Here is a 20,774-nt window from a genome sequence, read left to right as displayed (position 1 = left end):
CATTACTAGCCCAAAAACCAGCCGCTACGGTTCACCTGATACACCGCATTCGGCTTATTGGGGCTGCTTCGCAGCCCAGCGCGGGGCAAGCCCGCTCGCCACAGGGGGAGGTCGTCGGTTCCGGGAGGTTGTGTAGGTACCGATGGCCAGCTCCCACATTGACGCATTCCCCCTCACTCCAGACAACTCTGGCATAACACTTGCTCTTGCCTTCCCGTGGATCTATGAAACCCCGAATAGTGACGGATTATTGGCATGGCGAAGAGTGACGACGCAGCAACAGCACCTGCAGCAGGCAAGGGCAAGCTCAAGATGATCCTGCTGATTGTCGTGGCCTTGTTATTGGCCATCGGCGTGTCGGTGGGGGCTACCTGGTACTTTATGCACAGTGCCCAGAGCAAGCCGGTACCTGTGGCCGAGACCGCCAGCAACGTCAAGCAACCGGCAATCTTCGAGCAGATGCTCCCGGCCTTTGTCGCCAACTACAACCAGAACGGTCGGCAGCGCTACCTGCAGGTGAGCATTACCTTGCTGGCGCGCAACCAGGCGGACATGGATGCCCTCAAGGTGCATATGCCGGTGATCCGCAACAATCTGGTGATGCTGTTCTCCGGGCAGAGTTTCGACAGCCTGGCCACCCCCGTGGGCCAGGAAATGCTGCGCCAGAAAGTCACGGCCAGCGTGCAGGAAGTGGCCCAGAAAGAACTGGGCAAAGTCGTGGTCGAGCAGGCGCTCTTCACTAATTTCGTATTGCAGTAGGATCACGACATGGCCGTGCAAGACCTGCTGTCCCAGGATGAAATCGACGCCCTGTTGCATGGCGTCGACGATGGTCTGGTACAGACCGAAATGGCTGCCGAGCCCGGCAGCGTCAAAAGTTATGACCTGACCAGCCAGGATCGCATCGTCCGCGGACGCATGCCGACCCTGGAGATGATCAACGAACGTTTTGCCCGTTACACCCGTATCAGCATGTTCAACATGCTGCGCCGCTCGGCGGACGTGGCGGTGGGCGGCGTGCAGGTGATGAAGTTTGGCGAGTACGTGCATTCGCTGTACGTGCCCACCAGCCTCAACCTGGTCAAGATCAAACCCCTGCGGGGTACCGCGCTGTTCATCCTCGACGCCAAGCTGGTGTTCAAACTGGTGGACAACTTCTTTGGCGGCGACGGCCGTCACGCCAAGATCGAAGGCCGCGAATTCACCCCTACCGAACTGCGCGTAGTGCGTATGGTGCTGGAACAGGCCTTTATCGACTTGAAGGAAGCCTGGCAGGCGATCATGGAAGTCAATTTCGAGTACATCAACTCGGAAGTGAACCCGGCCATGGCCAACATCGTCGGGCCCAGCGAAGCCATTGTGGTCTCCACCTTCCATATCGAACTCGATGGCGGTGGCGGCGACCTGCACGTGACCATGCCGTACTCGATGATCGAGCCGGTGCGCGAGATGCTCGATGCGGGCTTCCAGTCCGACCTCGACGACCAGGACGAACGCTGGGTCAAGGCCCTGCGCGAAGACTTGCTGGATGTCGACGTGCCGCTGAGCGCCACCGTGGCGCGCCGCCAATTGCGCCTGCGGGACATTTTGCACATGCAGCCGGGGGATGTGATTCCCGTTGAACTGCCAGACGAACTGATCATGCGCGCCAACGGCGTGCCGTCGTTCAAGGTCAAGCTCGGTTCCCACAAGGGCAACCTGGCGTTGCAGGTGGTCGAGCCGATCAACCGCCGCTGATTCCCCTCTAATTCATGATTTTTGCTGCGCCGAGGACATGTAATGGCTACCGAACACGAAAACACTTCCGCCGAAGACCAGGCCCTGGCTGACGAATGGGCGGCTGCCCTGGAAGAAACCGGCGACGCAGGCCAGGACGATATCGACGCCTTGCTGGCGGCCGATGCCGCCACTGCGCCGGTGGGCAACCGCCTGCCCATGGAAGAGTTCGGCAGCGTGCCGAAGAACCATGAGCCGGTATCGCTCGATGGTCCGAACCTGGACGTGATCCTCGATATCCCGGTATCGATCTCCATGGAAGTGGGCAGTACCGAAATCAATATCCGTAACCTGCTGCAACTGAACCAGGGTTCGGTGATTGAGCTCGACCGCCTGGCCGGTGAGCCGCTGGATGTGCTGGTCAACGGCACGTTGATTGCCCATGGCGAAGTCGTGGTGGTCAACGAGAAGTTTGGCATCCGCCTGACTGACGTGATCAGCCCCAGCGAACGTATCAAGAAGCTGCGCTGAGATGGCGCGTCGCTGGCTGGGACTCTTGTGGGCATTGCCCCTGGGCGTGATGGCGGCTGAACCGGTGGCCCAGGTCGCCGTGCCGGCCGCTGGCGCCAGCGTGACGGGGCAACTGACCCAGTTGGTGCTGGGCCTGTTGCTGGTGGTGGGGCTGATCTTCGTCCTCGCCTGGCTGCTGCGCCGAGTGCAACGCATTGGCCCGGGCAACGCCCAGGTCATCGAGTTGGTGGGGTCGCGGGCCCTTGGGCCGCGTGATCGCCTGGTGCTGGTGCAGGTGGGCGAGGAGCAGATCCTGCTCGGCCTCACCCCGGGCCGTATTACCCCGTTGCATGTGCTCAAGCATCCGGTGAGCGTGGCCCAGACCGAGGCCGCCACACCGGAGTTCGCCCAGCGCCTGATGGAGCTGATGGGCAAGGACCAGAAGGATAAGAAGTAATGCGCGTTCTATTGACGCTCATGCTGTTGCTGGCAGCGCCGCTGGCGTTCGGCGCGGACCCGTTGTCGATCCCGGCGATCACCCTGGGCACCAATGCGGCTGGGGCCCAGGAGTATTCGGTCAGCCTGCAGATCCTGCTGATCATGACCGCGCTGAGCTTTATCCCGGCGTTCGTCATGCTCATGACCAGCTTTACCCGGATCATTATTGTGTTCTCGATCCTGCGTCAGGCCCTGGGCCTGCAGCAGACCCCGTCGAACCAGATCCTTACCGGCATGGCGCTGTTTCTGACCCTGTTCATCATGGCGCCGGTGTTCGACAAGGTGAACCAGCAAGCCCTGCAACCCTACCTGGCAGAGAAAATGACGGCCCAGGACGCGGTGGAAAAGGCCCAGGGCCCGATCAAGGACTTTATGCTGTCGCAGACCCGCTCCAGCGACCTGGAACTGTTCGTGCGCCTGTCCAAACGCACTGACATCGCCAGCCCGGACCAGGCCCCGTTGACGATTCTGGTGCCAGCGTTTGTCACCTCCGAGCTCAAGACCGCGTTCCAGATCGGGTTCATGATCTTTATCCCGTTCCTGATCATCGACCTGGTGGTGGCCAGTGTGCTGATGGCCATGGGTATGATGATGCTGTCGCCGCTGATCATTTCGCTGCCGTTCAAGATCATGCTGTTTGTATTGGTGGATGGTTGGGCGCTGATTATCGGCACCCTGGCCGGCAGTTTCGGAGGGGTATAGCGCCATGACGCCGGAAGTCGCCGTCGACCTGTTTCGTGAAGCACTGTGGCTGACCACCCTGATGGTCGCCGTGCTGGTGGTGCCCAGCCTGTTGGTGGGGTTGCTGGTGGCGATGTTCCAGGCCGCCACGCAGATCAACGAACAAACCTTGAGCTTCCTTCCGCGCCTGCTGGTGATGCTGGTGACGCTGATCGTTGCCGGCCCCTGGCTGGTGCAGACCTTCATGGAATACATCCTGCAGTTGTACGGCAGTATTCCGCAGTTGATCGGCTGACCTGATGCAATCCTTGCTGGCGTTGACCGACACCCAGATCAGCACCTGGGTGGCCGCGTTCATCCTGCCGTTGTTTCGGGTGGGCGCCTTGCTGATGACCATGCCGGTGATCGGTACGACCCTGGTCCCCAAGCGTGTGCGCTTGTTCTTCACTGTGGCGATTACCGTGGTCATCGTGCCGACGTTGCCAGCGATGCCGCCGGTCAACGCCCTGGACCTCAGTGCGCTGCTGCTGATTGCCGAACAGATCCTGATCGGCGCCTTGATGGGCTTCTCCCTGACCCTGTTCTTCCAGGCCTTTGTGATTGCCGGGCAAATCGTCTCGATCCAGATGGGTATGGGCTTCGCGTCCATGGTCGATCCCACCAACGGCGTATCGGTGGCGGTGATCGGGCAATTTCTGACCATGCTGGTGACCTTGCTGTTTTTGGCGATGAACGGCCATCTGGTGGCGTTCGAGATCCTCACCGAGAGCTTTACTACCTTGCCGGTGGGCGAGGGCTTGATCGTCAATCACTTCTGGGAAGTGGTCGGCCGCCTCAGCTGGGTGCTGGGCGCGGCGATGCTGCTGGTGCTGCCAGCGATCACCGCGCTGCTGGTGGTCAACATCGCCTTCGGCGTGATGACCCGCGCCGCGCCGCAGTTGAACATCTTCGCCATTGGTTTCCCGCTGACCCTAGTGTTGGGCCTGGGGATTTTCTGGGTCGGCCTGGCCGACATTCTCAATCAGTATCAACCGCTGGCCAGTGATGCCTTGCAGTTTTTACGTGACCTGGCACGGGCGCGCTGAGCCATGGCCGAGAGCGAGAGTGGTCAGGACAAAACAGAAGACCCCACGGAGAAGCGGAAAAAGGACTCCAGGGAAAAGGGCGAGATTGCCCGCTCCAAAGAGCTCAACACCCTCGCGGTGATGCTCGCCGGTGCCGGTGGCCTGCTGATCTACGGCGGCGGCCTGGCCCAGGACCTGATGGAGATCATGAAGCACAACTTCTCCCTGCCCCGGGATGTGCTGCTGGACCCGCGCGCCATGGGCATCTATTTGCTGCACTCGGGGAAAATCGCGATTCTGGCGGCGCAACCGGTGCTGATCACCTTGCTCCTGGCGGCGATTATCGGGCCGATTTCCCTGGGCGGCTGGCTGTTTGCGGCGGGCAGCCTGGCGCCAAAATTCAGCCGGATGAACCCCGGCGCCGGGATCAAGCGCATGTTCTCCGCCAAGGCCGTGGTGGAGCTGCTCAAGGCCCTGGCGAAGTTTTTTATCATCCTGTTCGTGGCGCTGGTGGTGTTGAAGTCAGATATCGACGACTTGCTGCGCATCGCCCATGAACCTTTGGAACTGGCAATCATCCATAGCGTGCAGTTGGTGGGGTGGAGCTCATTGTGGATGGCCTGCGGGCTGATCCTGATTGCGGCGGTGGATGCGCCGATCCAGCTGTGGGAAAGCCACAAGAAACTGCTGATGACCAAGCAGGAAGTGCGCGACGAGCACAAGGATCAGGAAGGCAAGCCGGAAGTGAAGCAGCGCATTCGCCAGCTGCAGCGGGAGATGTCCCAGCGCAAGATGATGGCGTCGGTGCCCGATGCCGATGTGGTCATCACCAACCCGACCCACTATGCCGTGGCGCTCAAATACGACGCCGAGAAAGGCGGTGCGCCGTTGCTGCTAGCCAAGGGCAGCGACTTCACCGCCTTGAAAATCCGCGAAATCGCCCAGGCCAACGACATCCTGCTGCTGGAATCACCGGCGCTGGCGCGTTCGATCTTCTACTCCACCGATCTGGATCACGAGATCCCGGCCGGGCTGTACCTGGCGGTGGCGCAGGTGTTGGCCTATGTCTACCAGATCCGCCAATACCGTGCGGGCAAGGGCAAGCGCCCGGATCCCCTCAAGGACTTGCCGATTCCTCCGGATTTGCGCCGCGATTCCTGAGTATCAGTTGGGGCCTTATCTGGGGCTTAAGGGCTTGTCTGTGGCTTATGGGCTTGTCTGTGGCGAGCGGGCTTGCCCCGCGCTGGGCTGCGCAGCAGCCCCAAAACCAGCCACCTCGGTCTGCCCGACACTACGCGGCGCCCTCTTATTGGGGCTGCTTCGCAGCCCAGCGCGGGGCAAGCCCGCTCGCCACAGACAAACCTACAAGCCACAGACATCCCATAAGCCCCCTGCAAGCTCTTACCATCGGTCTGAAGTTGCGCGCAACCTGTCAACTTTGACAGTAGCCAGCGCCCGTGCGTCGCGCTTTGATAGGTCGTAGAAGTGCGTGGTTTCGGGAGAAAGGCAATGGCAATCGGTACAGTGAAGTGGTTCAACGATTCAAAGGGCTTTGGCTTTATTACGCCGGACGGTGGCGCAGAGGACATGTTTGTTCACTTTTCCGGCATTGTCGGTACGGGATACAAAGCGCTAACCGAGGGCCAAAAGGTCGAGTTTGATATCGTCGAAGGCCCAAAAGGCAAGCAGGCAGCAAACGTCAGGCCGCTCTAGCCAGCCCTGCGGTGTACCACCGGTAAGTCCTCAAGCAAAAGTTGGAAGGCTTCTTGCAACAGCGCCTGCAAGTCGCCTTCTGGCGTCAAAGTTTTGCTTCAAGGGATACGAGGAATACCGGTGGATCGCTCTAATATGTTCAGCACAGCCCGTGGCACCCTGACAGACCTCTCGCGAGGCAATCTGGGTGTGCCGCTGTTGCTGCTGGTGATGCTGGCAATGATGATGTTGCCGATACCGCCGTTCCTGCTGGACGTGTTCTTCACCTTCAACATTGCCCTGTCGATCGTCGTGCTGCTGGTCTGCGTCTACGCGCTGCGGCCTTTGGATTTCGCGGTATTCCCGACTATTTTGCTGGTTGCCACGCTGCTGCGCCTGGCCCTTAACGTGGCCTCCACGCGGGTGGTCATGCTGCACGGCCAGGACGGTCACGCCTCGGCGGGCAAGGTGATCCAGGCCTTTGGCGAGGTGGTGATTGGCGGTAACTATGTGGTCGGTGTCGTGGTGTTTGCGATTCTGATGATCATCAACTTCGTGGTGGTGACCAAAGGTGCCGGGCGGATCTCCGAGGTGAGTGCGCGTTTCACCCTCGACGCCATGCCTGGCAAGCAAATGGCGATCGACGCCGACCTCAACGCCGGCCTGATCGACCAGAACCAGGCCAAGTCCCGCCGTTCCGAAGTGGCCCAGGAAGCCGAGTTCTATGGCTCCATGGACGGTGCGAGCAAGTTTGTGCGCGGCGATGCCATCGCCGGTCTGCTGATCCTGTTTATCAACCTGATCGGCGGCATGGCGGTCGGGATCTTCCAGCACGGCATGACCTTCGGTGATGCGGGTAAGGTTTACGCCTTGCTGACCATTGGTGACGGTTTGGTGGCGCAATTGCCATCACTGTTGTTATCCACAGCTGCGGCGATCATGGTGACCCGTGCGTCCGGCTCCGAAGACATGGGCAAGCAGATCAACCGCCAGATGTTCGCCTCGCCCAAGGCCCTGGCCGTGGCGGCCGGCATCATGGCGATCATGGGCATCGTGCCGGGTATGCCGCACTTCTCTTTCCTGACCATGGCCGCCCTTGCAGCCGGTGGCGCGTACCTGTTCTGGAAGAAGCAGAATGCGGTCAAGGTCCAGGCCTTGAAAGAGGTGGAGCGCCAGCAGGACTTGCTGCCATCGCCGGCCCGCGCCCAGGAAACCAAGGAGTTGGGCTGGGATGACGTGACGCCCATCGACATGATCGGCCTGGAAGTCGGCTACCGCCTGATTCCCTTGGTGGATCGCAACCAGGGCGGCCAGTTGCTGGCGCGGATCAAGGGTGTGCGCAAGAAGTTGTCCCAGGACCTGGGCTTTTTGATGCCCACCGTGCATATCCGCGACAACCTCGACCTGGCCCCCAGTGCCTACCGCCTGACGCTGATGGGTGTGACCCTGGCCGAAGCCGAGATCTACCCCGACCGCGAGTTGGCGATCAACCCCGGGCAGGTATTCGGCACCCTGAGCGGCATAACCGCCAAAGATCCGGCTTTTGGCCTGGAAGCGGTGTGGATCGAAGTCAGCCAGCGTAGCCAGGCGCAGTCCCTGGGTTACACCGTGGTTGACGCCAGCACCGTGGTTGCCACGCACCTCAACCAGATTTTGTACAAGCACTCCCACGAGCTGATTGGCCACGAAGAAGTCCAGCAGCTCATGCAATTGCTGGCCAAAGCCTCGCCAAAGCTGGCCGAAGAGCTGGTGCCAGGGGTGTTGTCGCTGTCGCAACTGCTCAAGGTGCTGCAGGCGCTGTTGGCCGAACAGGTGCCGGTGCGGGACATTCGCAGCATTGCCGAGGCTATCGCCAACAATGCCGCCAAGAGTCAAGATACTGCCGCGCTGGTGGCAGCGGTGCGCGTCGGATTGTCGCGTGCCATCGTCCAAAGCATTGTAGGGCTTGACTCTGAGCTGCCTGTGATCACCTTGGAACCAAGGTTGGAACAAATATTGCTCAATAGTATCCAGAAGGCAGGACAGGGCCAGGAAGAGGGCGTCCTGCTGGAACCAAGCATGGCTGAAAAGCTGCAGCGTTCGTTGATCGACGCTGCACAGCGCCAGGAAATGCAGGGCCAACCGGTGATTCTGCTGGTGGCAGGCCCCGTCCGGGCGATGTTGTCGCGGTTTGGACGCTTGGCAGTACCGAATTTGCACGTTTTGGCTTACCAGGAAATTCCTGACAATAAGCAAGTGACTATCGTCGCGACAGTAGGGCCCAACGGCTGAGGTAGTGGGTTATGCAAGTAAAGCGTTTTTTCGCCGCCGATATGCGTCAGGCCATGAAGCTGGTTCGTGATGAACTGGGCGCCGACGCGGCTATTATCGGTAACCGTCGCATTGCCGGCGGTGTCGAGCTGACGGCTGCCCTGGATTACAAACCCCAGGCCCTGGCGCCGCGCGTGCCGAACATGGAACTCGAAGACGAGTTGCGCAAGACCGCCTCGCGCATTGTCTCGGCCCAGGCCGAGCTGAGCATGCGTGGCGACAGCGATGCGACCACCAATCGCCAATTGTTTGCCGGCCTGCCGCTGACTGCGGCCGAGCCACTGGTAGAACCGACTTTCGTCGAGCCGCCACGTCCCGCCGCGCCAGCACCGGCCGCTGCGGTCGACCAGCGCGTGTTCGACTCGATGCGCTTTGAACTCAATGGCCTGCGCGAACTGCTGGAAGTGCAGTTGGGCTCGCTGGCCTGGAACCAGTTGCAAGGCAGCAAGCCGCAACAGGCCAACCTCTGGCGCCGCCTGCAACGCATTGGCCTGTCCGGCCCGTTGTCGCGCGACCTGCTGGAGCTGACCACCGGCATTGAAGAGCCTCGCCAAGCCTGGCGCATGTTGCTGGCCCACCTGGCGCGGATGATCCAGACCCCGGAAATCGAACCCCTTGAAGAAGGTGGCGTGATTGCCATGGTCGGCCCTGCCGGCATGGGCAAGACCACCACCCTGGCCAAGCTGGCCGCCCGTTATGTACTCAAGTACGGCGCCCACAATATTGCGCTGGTGAGCATGGACAGCTACCGCATCGGTGCCCAGGAACAGCTCAAGACGCTGGGTCGCATCCTCAATGTACCGGTGACCCATGTCGACCCAGGCCAATCCCTGGCCAACGCCCTCGACCCGCTGCTGCGCAAGCGCGTGGTGCTGATCGATACCGCGGGCCTGCAAGCCAGCGATCCGGCGTTGCGCATGCAGCTGGAAAGCCTGGCCGGGCGCGGGATCAAGTCGAAAAATTACCTGGTACTTGCAACAACCAGCCAAAAACAGGTTCTGACTGCTGCGTACCACAGCTACAAGCGTTGCGGGCTGGCCGGTTGCATCCTGACCAAGCTGGATGAAACCGCAAGCCTTGGCGAAGTGTTGAGCCTTGCCATCAGCCATGAATTACCGGTCGCCTACCTGACCGACGGGCCGCGGATCCCGGATGATTTGCATCTGCCGCGCCGTCATCAGTTGGTCAGCCGTGCAGTCAGTGTGCAAATGCAGGATGAACCCAGTGAAGAGGCGATGGCGGATATGTTCGCCGACCTCTATCACAACCCAGCCAAGCGGGTCGGCTGAAGGCAACATGAAACACAGTGCAATGTACCTACATCGATGGTCTGCTACCGCGGCCACCCTATGTAGCCTGCGGCTAAGCAAGACAAGGTAAAGAAAGAACATGGGCAGCATGCATCCCGTACAGGTGATCGCGGTGACCGGCGGCAAAGGTGGCGTCGGGAAAACTAACGTGTCAGTGAATTTGTCCCTGGCCCTGGCAGAGCTTGGCCGCCGCGTCATGCTGCTGGATGCCGATCTGGGCCTGGCGAACGTTGACGTTCTGCTGGGACTGACGCCCAAACACACCCTGGCCGATGTCATAGAGGGCCGCTGTGAGCTGCGCGACGTGCTGTTGCAGGGGCCAGGGGGGATTCGTATCGTCCCGGCCGCCTCCGGCACCCAGAGCATGGTGCATCTGAGCCCGGCGCAGCATGCCGGCCTGATCCAGGCCTTCAGTGATATCGGTGACAACCTCGACGTGCTGGTGATCGACACCGCCGCCGGGATTGGCGAGTCGGTGGTCAGCTTCGTACGCGCCGCCCAAGAAGTGTTGCTGGTGGTCTGCGACGAACCCACCTCGATCACCGACGCTTACGCCCTGATCAAACTGCTCAACCGTGACTACGGCATGAACCGCTTCCGTGTGCTGGCCAACATGGCCCAGAGCCCACAAGAAGGGCGCAACCTGTTCGCCAAGTTGACCAAGGTCACGGATCGCTTCCTCGATGTCGCCTTACAATACGTCGGCGCAGTTCCCTATGACGAGTGTGTGCGCAAGGCTGTGCAAAAGCAGCGTGCAGTCTATGAAGCGTTCCCTCGTTCGAAATGCGCGTTGGCGTTCAAGGCAATTGCTCAGAAGGTCGATACCTGGCCACTGCCCGCCAATCCCCGGGGGCATCTGGAGTTTTTCGTCGAGCGATTGGTGCATCAGACGAGTGCAGGACCGGTGCTATGACAGCCAGCGGCTACAACCTTTACAAAAAATCAGCGCGTGACAGCCAGGGCGAATTGATCGAGCGCTATGCGCCTCTGGTCAAGCGCATTGCCTACCACCTGCTGGCACGCCTGCCCGCCAGTGTCCAGGTCGAAGACCTGATCCAGGCCGGGATGATCGGCTTGCTCGAAGTGTCGACCAAGTACGACGCGAGCAAGGGTGCGAGTTTCGAGACGTACGCGGGTATCCGCATACGTGGCGCGATGCTCGATGAAGTGCGTAAAGGTGATTGGGCGCCGCGTTCGGTCCACCGCAATACCCGGATGGTGAGTGACGCAATTCGCTCAATTGAAGCAAAAACCGGTCGCGACGCTAAAGATCACGAAGTTGCGGCCGAACTCCAATTGAGTCTCGACGATTACTACGGGATTTTGAACGATACCTTGGGCAGCCGCCTGTTCAGTTTCGACGACCTGCTACAGGACGGCGAACATGAAGGGCTGCACGAGGACGGCGCGAGCGCTCACCAGGAGCCTTCACGCGACCTGGAAGATGAACGCTTCCAGGGCGCCTTGGCGGACGCGATTGCCAATCTGCCGGAGCGTGAGCGGCTGGTGTTGGCGCTGTACTACGACGAAGAGCTGAACCTCAAGGAAATCGGTGAGGTCCTGGGGGTCAGCGAATCTCGAGTCAGCCAGCTACATAGCCAATGCGCGGCCCGCTTGCGGGGGCGTTTGGGAGAGTGGCGAGCGCGCTGACAGGCAGTGTGGGGACACTGTGAACGATAACCGCCAGGGCGCGAGCCGGGCGGGAGCGGCTCGTGGAGTGCCCTAGCAGTCCTTTTTGTGTAATGCCTGTTGAATGATATGGCGCGCCCAGGTGCTGGACGCGTTTAAGACTGCTTGGAGGTCGAATTGGACAAGAACATGAAAATCCTCATCGTTGATGACTTCTCAACGATGCGGCGGATCATAAAAAACCTGTTGCGTGACCTTGGGTTCACTAACACGGTCGAGGCGGATGACGGCATTACTGCAATTCCAATCCTCAACAGCGGGAGCATCGACTTTCTGGTAACTGACTGGAACATGCCTGGCATGACCGGCATTGATCTACTGCGCCACGTGCGCGCGGATGAAAAACTGCGCAGCCTGCCTGTGCTGATGGTGACCGCTGAAGCCAAGCGTGAACAGATCATCGAAGCCGCCCAGGCGGGGGTCAACGGCTACGTGGTCAAGCCATTCACTGCACTGGCCTTGAAAGAGAAGATTGAAAAAATCTTCGAACGCATCGGTCATTGATGCTGCCACGGGGGAGCTATGGAGCATAAAGAATCATCGCAGGCCGACTTCGAGTCGACCCTGAAAAAACATGCTCACCAACTCGTCGAAAGCCTGGAAAAAGGCCAGTTCGGCGACGCAGTGCAGTTGATCCATGAGCTCAACCAGACCCGCGACCGCGGCCTGTACCAGGAAGTGGGCAAACTCACCCGTGAGTTGCACAGTGCGATCGTCAATTTCCAGATCGACCCGCACATGCCCCAGGCCGAGGAAATCTCGCAGATCACTGATGCCACCGAACGCCTGTCCTATGTGGTCAGGCTGACTGAGGCGGCAGCCAATCGCACCATGGACCTGGTGGAAAACGCCACGCCCCTGGTCAACGGCATGGCCAATGAGGCCAAGGCGTTGAGCGCTGACTGGGGGCGTTTCATGCGCCGCGAAGTCGGTGCTGAAGAATTTCGTGAGCTGGCGCGTCGGGTCGAAGGTTTTCTGTCACGCAGCGAGCAGGAAAACCGCACGGTTTCCAGCAACCTCAATGACATCCTGCTGGCCCAGGATTACCAGGACCTCACCGGTCAGGTGATCAAGCGCGTGACCCTGCTGGTCACCGAAGTGGAAAGCAACCTGCTCAAACTGGTGCTGATGGCTGGCCAAGTCGACCGTTTTGCCGGCATTGAACATGACCGCGAAGCGATCCTCTCGGAAAAAGATCCACAAAAACACCTCGCCAAGGGTGAAGGTCCGCAGATTCATGCCGATAAACGTGAAGACGTTATGTCAGGTCAAGATGACGTAGACGATTTGCTGTCCAGTTTAGGCTTCTAAGGAGCACGCAATATGAGCTTCGGCGCCGATGAAGAAATCCTTCAGGATTTCCTTGTAGAGGCCGGCGAAATTCTAGAGCAGTTGTCCGAGCAACTGGTCGAGCTGGAAAGCCGACCGGATGATGCGAACCTGCTCAATGCAATTTTTCGCGGTTTTCACACTGTAAAAGGGGGCGCCGGCTTCCTCCAGCTCCATGAGCTGGTGGAGTGCTGCCACATCGCCGAAAACGTGTTCGACATCCTGCGCAAGGGTGAGCGGCACGTTGATTCGGAATTGATGGACGTGATCCTCGAAGCCCTGGACGCGGTCAATGGCATGTTCAACGAAGTGCGTGAACGCGCTCCGATTACTGCCGCCACCCCGGAACTGCTGGCTGCCCTGGCGCGCCTGGCAGAACCTGCCGCATTGGTCGCCGCCCCGGTGGTTGAAGCGGCGCCTGAGCCGGTTGCCGAACCCGACGTCACTGACAGCGAATTCGAACAACTGCTGGACTCCCTCAATGCCGTCAAGGCCGAGGCAGAAGCACCGGTAGCGGCTGCGGCTGCGCCGGCCATGGTGCCGACCAGCGAAGATATCACCGACGCCGAGTTCGAGTCCTTGCTCGACCAGTTGCACGGCAGGGGCCAGTTTGCCCCTGACGCCGTGGCGGCCACACCGCCGCCGGTGGAGCCTGCTGCGCCAGCGGCCAGCACCGATATCACCGACGACGAATTTGAAGCACTGCTGGATCAGTTGCATGGCAAGGGCTCGTTTGCTGCCGATGCGTTGCCGGCAGTCGCTGCGGCGGCTGCACCTGCTGCTGTGGCGCCTGCTGCCGCACCGGCGGCGGATGGCTTGATCACCGACCACGAATTCGAATCCCTGCTGGACGAATTGCACGGCAAGGGCAAGTTTTCCGAGGTGGCACCTGCCGCCGCAGCGACCGCGACCGCCACAGCGGCGGTGGCCAAACCGGCACCCGCTGCCGCCGCCAAGGCCGCTGCACCGGCTCCCGCACGTGCCGCCGCCCCAGCGCCAGCCCGTGCGCCGGCCGCTGCCGAGAAAGCCCCGGCCAGTGAAGCCGAAACCACCGTGCGGGTTGATACCGCGCGCCTGGACGACATCATGAACATGGTCGGCGAACTGGTGCTGGTGCGTAACCGCCTGGTGCGCCTGGGCTTGAACAGCGGCGACGAAGCCATGCAAAAGGCCGTGTCGAACCTCGACGTGGTCACTGCCGACCTGCAGACCGCGGTGATGAAGACGCGCATGCAGCCGATCAAGAAAGTCTTCGGGCGCTTCCCGCGCCTGGTTCGTGACTTGGCCCGGCAGTTGAAAAAAGAGATCGCCCTGGAGCTGGTGGGTGAAGAGACCGACCTCGACAAAAACCTGGTCGAGGCCCTGGCCGATCCACTGGTCCACTTGGTGCGCAACGCGGTCGACCACGGTGTGGAAACCCCGGAAGAGCGCGAAGCCAGCGGCAAGCCGCGCCTGGGCAAAGTGATCCTGGCGGCCGAACAGGAAGGCGACCATATCCTGCTGTCGATCACCGATGACGGCAAAGGCATGGACTCCAATATCCTGCGCGGCATCGCGGTCAAGCGCGGCGTCATGGACAAGGACGCGGCCGACCGCCTGACCGATACCGAGTGCTACAACCTGATTTTTGCCCCGGGCTTCTCGACCAAGACCGAGATTTCCGACGTGTCCGGCCGTGGCGTGGGCATGGACGTGGTGAAGACCAAGATCAGCCAGCTCAACGGCTCGATCAATATTTACTCGACCAAGGGCCAAGGCTCGAAGATCGTCATCAAGGTGCCGTTGACCCTGGCGATCATGCCGACCCTGATGGTGATGCTGGGCAACCAGGCGTTCGCCTTCCCGCTGGTCAACGTCAACGAAATCTTCCACCTCGACCTGTCGCGCACCAATGTGGTCGACGGCCAGGAAGTAGTGATCGTGCGGGACAAGGCCCTGCCTTTGTTCTACCTCAAGCGTTGGCTGGTGGCATCCGCCGCTCATGAAGAGCAGCGCGAAGGCCACGTGGTGATCCTGTCCGTGGGCACCCAGCGTATCGGCTTTGTCGTCGATCAACTGGTTGGCCAGGAAGAAGTGGTCATCAAGCCATTGGGCAAGATGCTGCAAGGAACGCCAGGCATGTCGGGTGCGACCATTACCGGTGACGGTCGGATTGCGCTGATTCTCGATGTTCCGAGCATGCTCAAGCGTTACGCCGCACGGCGTATTTGATTCGGCCCGGGCAGGGCGATTGTCCCTCGCCCGGCCTAACGGAGTGGTTATGGTAGTCAAGGTTCTGGTGGTGGATGATTCGGGTTTCTTCCGCCGCCGCGTCTCGGAAATTCTTTCAGCGGATTCCAACATCCAGGTGGTCGGTACGGCCACCAACGGCAAAGAGGCGATTGATCAGGCCCTGGCGTTGAAGCCAGACGTGATCACCATGGACTACGAGATGCCGATGATGGATGGCATCACTGCCGTGCGTCACATCATGCAGCGTTGCCCGACCCCGGTGTTGATGTTCTCCTCGCTGACCCACGAAGGCGCCCGAGTGACCCTCGACGCGCTGGACGCTGGCGCCGTGGACTTTCTGCCGAAGAATTTCGAAGACATCTCGCGCAACCCCGAGAAGGTCAAGCAGATGCTCTGCGAGAAGGTGCACAGCATCTCGCGCAGCAACCGCAGCAGCTTCCGCGCGCCGGTGGCTCCCGCTCCGGTAGCGGCGCCTGCACCGACCAGCAGCAGTTTCGGGCGTCCGGCTCCCGCTCCCGTGGCGCGGCCTGTCGTGGCACCGACACGCACGGCGGCGCCAAGTCCTGCGTCGCCTGCGCCCAAGCGCAAGGCCTACAAACTGGTGGCGATCGGTACGTCCACCGGCGGCCCGGTGGCCTTGCAGCGTGTCCTGACCCAATTGCCCGCCAACTTCCCCGCGCCCATCGTGCTGATCCAGCACATGCCCGCGGCGTTTACCAAGGCCTTTGCCGAGCGTCTGGACAAGTTGTGCCGCATCAGCGTCAAGGAAGCCGAGGACGGCGACATCCTGCGCCCAGGCCTGGCCTTGCTGGCCCCTGGTGGCAAGCAAATGATGGTCGACGGTCGCGGCGCGGTGAAAATCCTGCCGGGTGATGAGCGCCTGAACTACAAGCCGTGTGTGGATATCACCTTCGGTTCGGCAGCCAAGTCCTACGGTGACAAAGTTCTGGCGGTGGTCCTCACCGGCATGGGCGCGGACGGTCGCGAAGGCGCACGCCTGCTCAAGCAGGGCGGCAGCTCGATCTGGGCCCAGGACGAAGCCAGTTGCGTGATCTATGGCATGCCCATGGCCATCGTCAAAGCCGACCTGGCCGACGCGGTCTACAGCCTGGATGACATCGGCAAGCACCTGGTGGAGGCCTGTCACTGATGGATGTGTTGAGCCTGGTTGGGATACTCCTGGCGTTTGTCGCCATTATTGGCGGCAACTACCTGGAAGGCGGCCACCTTGGCGCCCTGGCCAACGGTCCGGCAGCGCTGATCGTGATCGGCGGTACCGTCGGCGCGGCGCTGTTGCAGTCTCCCCTGAGCTCATTCAAGCGAGCCATGCAGATCCTGGTGTGGATCATTTTCCCGCCGCGCGTGGATCTGGCTGGCGGTATCGACCGGGTGGTCAACTGGAGCCTCACCGCTCGCAAGGAAGGCCTGTTGGGTCTTGAAGGCGTGGCCGATGCCGAACCCGACAGCTACTCGCGCAAGGGCTTGCAACTGCTGGTCGACGGCGCGGAGCCGGAAGCGATCCGCAGCATCCTCGAGGTGGACTTCTACACCCAGGAAAGCCGCGATATCAACGCGGCCAAAGTTTTTGAAAGCATGGGCGGCTACGCGCCGACCATCGGCATCATCGGTGCGGTCATGGGCCTGATCCACGTGATGGGCAACCTGGCCGACCCGTCGCAACTGGGCAGCGGCATCGCCGTGGCATTCGTTGCCACCATCTATGGCGTGGCCAGTGCCAACCTGTTGCTGCTGCCGATTGCCAGCAAGCTCAAATCCATTGCCATGCGCCAATCCCGTTACCGGGAAATGCTCCTGGAGGGCATCCTGTCGATTGCCGAGGGTGAAAACCCGCGCTCCATCGAATTGAAGCTCCAGGGCTTCATGGATTGATGAGCATGCGCCTCCCTGTAGGAGCGAGCTTGCTCGCGAAAAACCCGAGAGCACCGCGTTTAACCCGCAGCCCCGCGTTATCGTTCGCGATTTTCGCGAGCAAGCTCGCTCCTACAGTTGATGTGTGTTGTGAGGGGTATTGCCTGTGAGCCGTCGCCGCCGCGAGCCTGAAGAGCACGTCAACCATGAACGCTGGCTGGTGTCCTACGCTGACTTCATCACCTTGCTGTTCGCCTTCTTCGTGGTGATGTACTCCATTTCCTCGATCAACGAAGGCAAGTACAAAGTCATTTCCGAAGCCCTGGTCGGGGTTTTTACCGACTCCGATCGGGCCCTCAAGCCGATTCCCATTGGCGACGAGCGGCCCAAGACCATGACCCCAGCCAAACCCCTGGTCAAGGACAGCGACGAGACCGACGCCGGTATCAGTGGCGGCAGCGATCCGCTCAAGAGCATCGCCGACGATATCAGCGCGGCATTTGGCGATCTGATCAGCTCCAACCAGATGACCATTCGCGGCAATGAGCTGTGGGTGGAGATCGAGCTCAATTCCAGCCTGCTGTTCGCCAGCGCCGATGCTCTGCCCAGTGATATTGCCTTCAGCATCATCGATAAGGTGGCGGCCATCCTCAAACCCTTCGACAACCCGATCCACGTCGAAGGCTTTACCGATGACCAACCGATCCATACCGCGCAATTTCCCACCAACTGGGAACTGTCGTCAGCGCGTTCGGCGAGCATCGTACGCATGCTGGCGATGCAGGGCGTGAACCCTGGGCGTCTGGCGTCGGTGGGGTATGGTGAGTTCCAGCCCGTGGCCAATAATGCGACGGCTGAAGGCCGTGCGCGCAACCGCCGGGTGGTGTTGGTGGTGTCGCGCAACCTGGATGTGCGCCGCAGCCTGACCGCCACCGGCGCGGCCAATGCACAACCTGATGCTGCAATGAAGCGGGCTGGCACACAAACTGCACCGACGCCCGTAAAGCCGCCGGTTCGGGAGAGTGCCGTCAATTCTCCGTCACCGGCTCTATAACCTCGTGCTATTTCTCGGTCGAGCCAGTGCCTGCCGGGAGGAACAATTCGAATGAGAGTCTGGGCAGTTGCCAATCAAAAAGGTGGGGTCGGCAAGACCACTACCTCCATCGCCTTAGCCGGTCTGCTGGCCGAGGCGGGCAAGCGCGTGGTCATTGTCGACCTGGATCCCCACGGCTCGATGACCAGCTATTTCGGCTACGATCCCGATGCCCTGGAGCACAGTTGCTTCGACCTGTTCCTGCACAAGGGCAGTGTCCCCGCAGGCTTGCCCGGGCAACTGTTGTTGCCCACCAGCAACGAAAATATTTCCCTGTTGCCCTCCAGCACCGCCCTGGCCACCCTGGAGCGCCAGTCGCCGGGCCAGAGCGGCCTGGGCCTGGTGATCGCCAAGAGCTTGGCGCAGCTGTGGCAGGACTTCGACTACGCAATCATCGACAGCCCGCCATTGCTCGGCGTGCTGATGGTCAACGCCCTGGCGGCCAGCCAGCAGTTGGTGATCCCGGTGCAAACCGAACACCTGGCGGTCAAGGGCCTGGAGCGTATGGTCAACACCCTGGCCATGATCAACCGTTCGCGCAAACAGGCGCTGCCGTTCAGCATCGTGCCGACCCTGTTTGACCGTCGCACCCAGGCCTCCCTCGGCACCTTGCGCGTATTGCGCGACGCCTACCCAGAAACTATCTGGCAAGGCTATATCCCGGTGGACACGCGCCTGCGTGACGCCAGCCGCGCAGGCCTGGCACCGTCGCAATTCGACGGCAAGAGCCGTGGCGTACTGGCGTACCGCGCCTTGCTCAAGCATCTGCTGGCCCAGCAACTTGTGGCGCAGGTGGCGTGAAATGAACCTGAATTCAAGTCCATGGGGCATCGCGCCGATAACCTTTGAATACACGGTTAACGGGGCTTGCGCGTGGGCATACAGATGAATCGTCCTGTCGATATCAAGACCCGGCCGCAACTGGCGCTGCAGTCCTACCTGGATGCGTTGCTGCAAGAGGCGACCGAGGAACTGCTGCCCGAGCCGATCCTGGTGCTGGATGAGGTGGTGGCGGTGCCTGTGGTCGAGGCTGAGGCCGGCCTGGATGAGTTTCAACTGGCGGTCCTGGAAGAGCAGGCCCGTGATGCGTTGGTGGTGCCGGTCGCCGTTGCGGTCGTGCCTGAGCCTTTACCGCTGGTGCTGGTACCGCCAGTGGCCGAGGTGCATCGGCCGCCGAGCATTACTCCGCCGCCGGTGGAAACCGATGGCCGGCCGGCCTGGGCTGCCGAGTCGTTCGAGTGCCTGCTGTTCGATGTGGCCGGTCTGACGCTGGCGGTGCCGCTGGTGTGCCTGGGGTCGATCTACTCCCTGGAAGGCCAGGAACTGACGCCGTTGTTCGGCCAGCCGGAGTGGTTCCTCGGGATCCTGCCGAGCCAGGCCGGCAACCTCAAGGTGCTGGATACCGCGCGCTGGGTGATGCCCGACCGCTATCGCGATGATTTTCGCCAGGGCCTGCAATACGTGATCTCGGTGCAGGGCTACGAATGGGGGCTGGCGGTGCATCAGGTCAGCCGTTCGCTGCGCCTGGACCCCAACGAAATCAAATGGCGCAGCCACCGTGGCCAGCGGCCATGGCTGGCGGGCACGGTGATTGAACATATGTGCGCGCTGCTGGATGTCGCCGAATTGGCGGAGCTGATTGCCAGCGGCGCGGTAAAAGATCTGCCAGGTAACAAACGTACTTGATAAGAGGCGCAGCGCCACGGTGCTGCCAAAGAAGAACACACGCCGTTATCAACGGTATTTGAAGGGGTCAGGGGTATGAACAAGTCGTCAGCGTCCGCACAGGGTTTGGATGATCCGATTCTGCAATGGGTGACCTTCAAACTGGACAACGAGTCCTACGGCATCAACGTAATGCGCGTGCAGGAAGTGCTGCGCTACACCGAAATCGCGCCAGTACCGGGTGCGCCGAGCTACGTGCTGGGCATCATCAACCTGCGCGGCAACGTCGTGACCGTGATCGACACCCGCCAGCGCTTTGGCCTGATGCCGACTGAAGTCAACGACAACACCCGGATCGTGATCATCGAAGCCGACAAGCAAGTGGTCGGGATCATGGTCGACAGCGTGGCCGAAGTGGTTTACCTGCGTCAGTCGGAAGTCGAGACTGCGCCGAATGTCGGCAACGAAGAATCGGCCAAGTTTATCCAGGGCGTATGCAACAAGAACGGCGAACTGCTGATTCTGGTTGAGCTGGACAAGATGATGAGCGAAGAAGAGTGGTCGGACCTGGAGAACATCTGATTGATGCTTGAGGTAGCGGTAATCGTCCTGGCCCTGCTGTGGGTCGGGACCCTCGTGGTGTTGCTGCGTCATATGCGCCAGCAGCGCGAGTCGGCGCTGCAGCAGGCCGAGCGCGACGCCGTGCGCGACCAACGCCTGCGCGAGATGGCCAAGCGCGTGGACAACTACCAGCAAAGCGCCGTGCGGGTGGGGGAGGACGTGCATGAATTGCGTTCAATCCTCGCCCCATTGCCCGACAAACTGTCGGCACTGGAACAGCGCGACCCGGCCAACCTGTCCTTCGCCCAAGCGGCGAAGCTGGTGGGCATGGGCGCCACGGTGGATGAACTGACCCAATCCTGCGGCCTGACCCAGGCCGAGGCGCAGTTGATGAGTAAATTGCACAAAAGCTGAAGTTGCCGCAGTTCCCATGTGGGAGCGGGCTATTGTGGCGAGCGGGCTTGCCCCGCGCTGGGCTGCGAAGCAGCCCCAAAACCAGCTACGGTGTATCTGATACAGCGCATTCGGCCTACTGGGGCTGCTTCGCAGCCCAGC

At 61.0% G+C, this 20,774-nt stretch carries 23 protein-coding genes; all 23 read left to right on the top strand.

The genetic code is table 11. From position 1 onward, the window contains the following. Positions 1–255: 255 nt before the first annotated feature. The 23 genes from fliL (at position 256) to HBO09_RS27940 (ending at position 20,633) form a co-directional block, all read left to right on the top strand. Positions 256–759, top strand: a complete 504-nt coding sequence (gene fliL / locus HBO09_RS28050; RefSeq protein WP_169994409.1) for a flagellar basal body-associated protein FliL — start codon at positions 256–258, stop codon at positions 757–759. Positions 760–768: 9 nt separating this feature from the next. After that, entirely contained in the window at positions 769–1,737 is a 969-nt protein-coding gene (gene fliM / locus HBO09_RS28045) for a flagellar motor switch protein FliM (protein ID WP_029292532.1), read from the top strand. A 42-nt stretch (positions 1,738–1,779) separates the two neighbouring features. Next, positions 1,780–2,247, top strand: coding sequence for a flagellar motor switch protein FliN (gene fliN / locus HBO09_RS28040; protein ID WP_029292534.1), 468 nt, complete (start codon positions 1,780–1,782; stop codon positions 2,245–2,247). A gap of 1 nt (position 2,248) precedes the next feature. Beyond that, positions 2,249–2,683, top strand: coding sequence for a flagellar biosynthetic protein FliO (gene fliO, locus HBO09_RS28035; protein ID WP_240344336.1), 435 nt, complete (start codon positions 2,249–2,251; stop codon positions 2,681–2,683). Further along, positions 2,683–3,426, top strand: coding sequence for a flagellar type III secretion system pore protein FliP (fliP, locus tag HBO09_RS28030; RefSeq protein ID WP_029292538.1), 744 nt, complete (start codon positions 2,683–2,685; stop codon positions 3,424–3,426). Before fliO ends, fliP begins: the two co-directional genes overlap by 1 nt. 4 nt (positions 3,427–3,430) lie before the next feature. Beyond that, on the top strand, positions 3,431–3,700 hold the full coding sequence (fliQ, locus tag HBO09_RS28025) for a flagellar biosynthesis protein FliQ (RefSeq protein WP_003192936.1): 270 nt from the start codon (positions 3,431–3,433) through the stop codon (positions 3,698–3,700). A 4-nt stretch (positions 3,701–3,704) separates the two neighbouring features. Beyond that, positions 3,705–4,490, top strand: coding sequence for a flagellar biosynthetic protein FliR (gene fliR, locus HBO09_RS28020; protein WP_169994408.1), 786 nt, complete (start codon positions 3,705–3,707; stop codon positions 4,488–4,490). 3 nt (positions 4,491–4,493) lie between these two features. Further along, entirely contained in the window at positions 4,494–5,630 is a 1,137-nt protein-coding gene (gene flhB / locus HBO09_RS28015) for a flagellar biosynthesis protein FlhB (protein ID WP_169994406.1), read from the top strand. 348 nt (positions 5,631–5,978) lie between these two features. Then, the gene (locus HBO09_RS28010) at positions 5,979–6,182 is read left to right on the top strand and encodes a cold-shock protein (protein ID WP_169994404.1); all 204 of its coding nucleotides are present in this window, start codon (positions 5,979–5,981) and stop codon (positions 6,180–6,182) included. Positions 6,183–6,317: 135 nt separating this feature from the next. After that, positions 6,318–8,432 carry a flagellar biosynthesis protein FlhA gene (gene flhA / locus HBO09_RS28005; RefSeq protein WP_169994402.1) on the top strand — a complete coding sequence of 705 codons (2,115 nt, stop codon included), beginning with the start codon at positions 6,318–6,320 and terminating at the stop codon, positions 8,430–8,432. Positions 8,433–8,443: 11 nt separating this feature from the next. Then, positions 8,444–9,760, top strand: a complete 1,317-nt coding sequence (gene flhF, locus HBO09_RS28000) for a flagellar biosynthesis protein FlhF (protein WP_029292553.1) — start codon at positions 8,444–8,446, stop codon at positions 9,758–9,760. A 100-nt stretch (positions 9,761–9,860) separates the two neighbouring features. Further along, positions 9,861–10,694 (top strand): flagellar synthesis regulator FleN, encoded by an 834-nt coding sequence (gene fleN / locus HBO09_RS27995; RefSeq protein WP_003192912.1) that lies wholly within the window; start codon positions 9,861–9,863, stop codon positions 10,692–10,694. After that, positions 10,691–11,431, top strand: a complete 741-nt coding sequence (gene fliA, locus HBO09_RS27990) for an RNA polymerase sigma factor FliA (RefSeq protein WP_038447000.1) — start codon at positions 10,691–10,693, stop codon at positions 11,429–11,431. Before fleN ends, fliA begins: the two co-directional genes overlap by 4 nt. Before the next feature lie 168 nt (positions 11,432–11,599). Beyond that, the gene (locus tag HBO09_RS27985; RefSeq protein ID WP_005790040.1) at positions 11,600–11,974 is read left to right on the top strand and encodes a chemotaxis response regulator CheY; all 375 of its coding nucleotides are present in this window, start codon (positions 11,600–11,602) and stop codon (positions 11,972–11,974) included. A gap of 18 nt (positions 11,975–11,992) precedes the next feature. Then, positions 11,993–12,781, top strand: coding sequence for a protein phosphatase CheZ (locus tag HBO09_RS27980; protein WP_169955945.1), 789 nt, complete (start codon positions 11,993–11,995; stop codon positions 12,779–12,781). A 12-nt stretch (positions 12,782–12,793) separates the two neighbouring features. Next, positions 12,794–15,010 (top strand): chemotaxis protein CheA, encoded by a 2,217-nt coding sequence (locus tag HBO09_RS27975; protein ID WP_170061032.1) that lies wholly within the window; start codon positions 12,794–12,796, stop codon positions 15,008–15,010. Between the two features lie 49 nt (positions 15,011–15,059). Further along, a complete protein-coding gene (locus HBO09_RS27970; RefSeq protein WP_169994398.1) occupies positions 15,060–16,181 on the top strand; it encodes a chemotaxis response regulator protein-glutamate methylesterase in 1,122 nt (373 codons plus the stop codon). Beyond that, entirely contained in the window at positions 16,181–16,921 is a 741-nt protein-coding gene (locus HBO09_RS27965) for a flagellar motor protein (protein ID WP_169994396.1), read from the top strand. Before HBO09_RS27970 ends, HBO09_RS27965 begins: the two co-directional genes overlap by 1 nt. A gap of 145 nt (positions 16,922–17,066) precedes the next feature. Beyond that, positions 17,067–17,954, top strand: a complete 888-nt coding sequence (gene motD / locus HBO09_RS27960; RefSeq protein ID WP_029292572.1) for a flagellar motor protein MotD — start codon at positions 17,067–17,069, stop codon at positions 17,952–17,954. Between the two features lie 51 nt (positions 17,955–18,005). Continuing rightward, positions 18,006–18,794, top strand: a complete 789-nt coding sequence (locus HBO09_RS27955; protein ID WP_169994394.1) for a ParA family protein — start codon at positions 18,006–18,008, stop codon at positions 18,792–18,794. An 84-nt stretch (positions 18,795–18,878) separates the two neighbouring features. After that, positions 18,879–19,679: a CheW domain-containing protein gene (locus tag HBO09_RS27950; protein ID WP_169994392.1), complete on the top strand. Its 801-nt coding sequence runs from the start codon at positions 18,879–18,881 to the stop codon at positions 19,677–19,679. 75 nt (positions 19,680–19,754) lie between these two features. Further along, the gene (locus tag HBO09_RS27945) at positions 19,755–20,240 is read left to right on the top strand and encodes a chemotaxis protein CheW (protein WP_029292578.1); all 486 of its coding nucleotides are present in this window, start codon (positions 19,755–19,757) and stop codon (positions 20,238–20,240) included. After that, a complete protein-coding gene (locus HBO09_RS27940; RefSeq protein WP_038447010.1) occupies positions 20,241–20,633 on the top strand; it encodes a DUF2802 domain-containing protein in 393 nt (130 codons plus the stop codon). Positions 20,634–20,774: the final 141 nt, after the last annotated feature.

Origin of the sequence: Pseudomonas sp. WS 5027, assembly GCF_012985695.1 — a bacterium.
Classification (GTDB): domain Bacteria; phylum Pseudomonadota; class Gammaproteobacteria; order Pseudomonadales; family Pseudomonadaceae; genus Aquipseudomonas; species Aquipseudomonas hygromyciniae.
The sequence above is the reverse complement of the archived record's forward strand: the minus strand, read 5'-3'. Positions and strand labels throughout refer to the sequence as shown.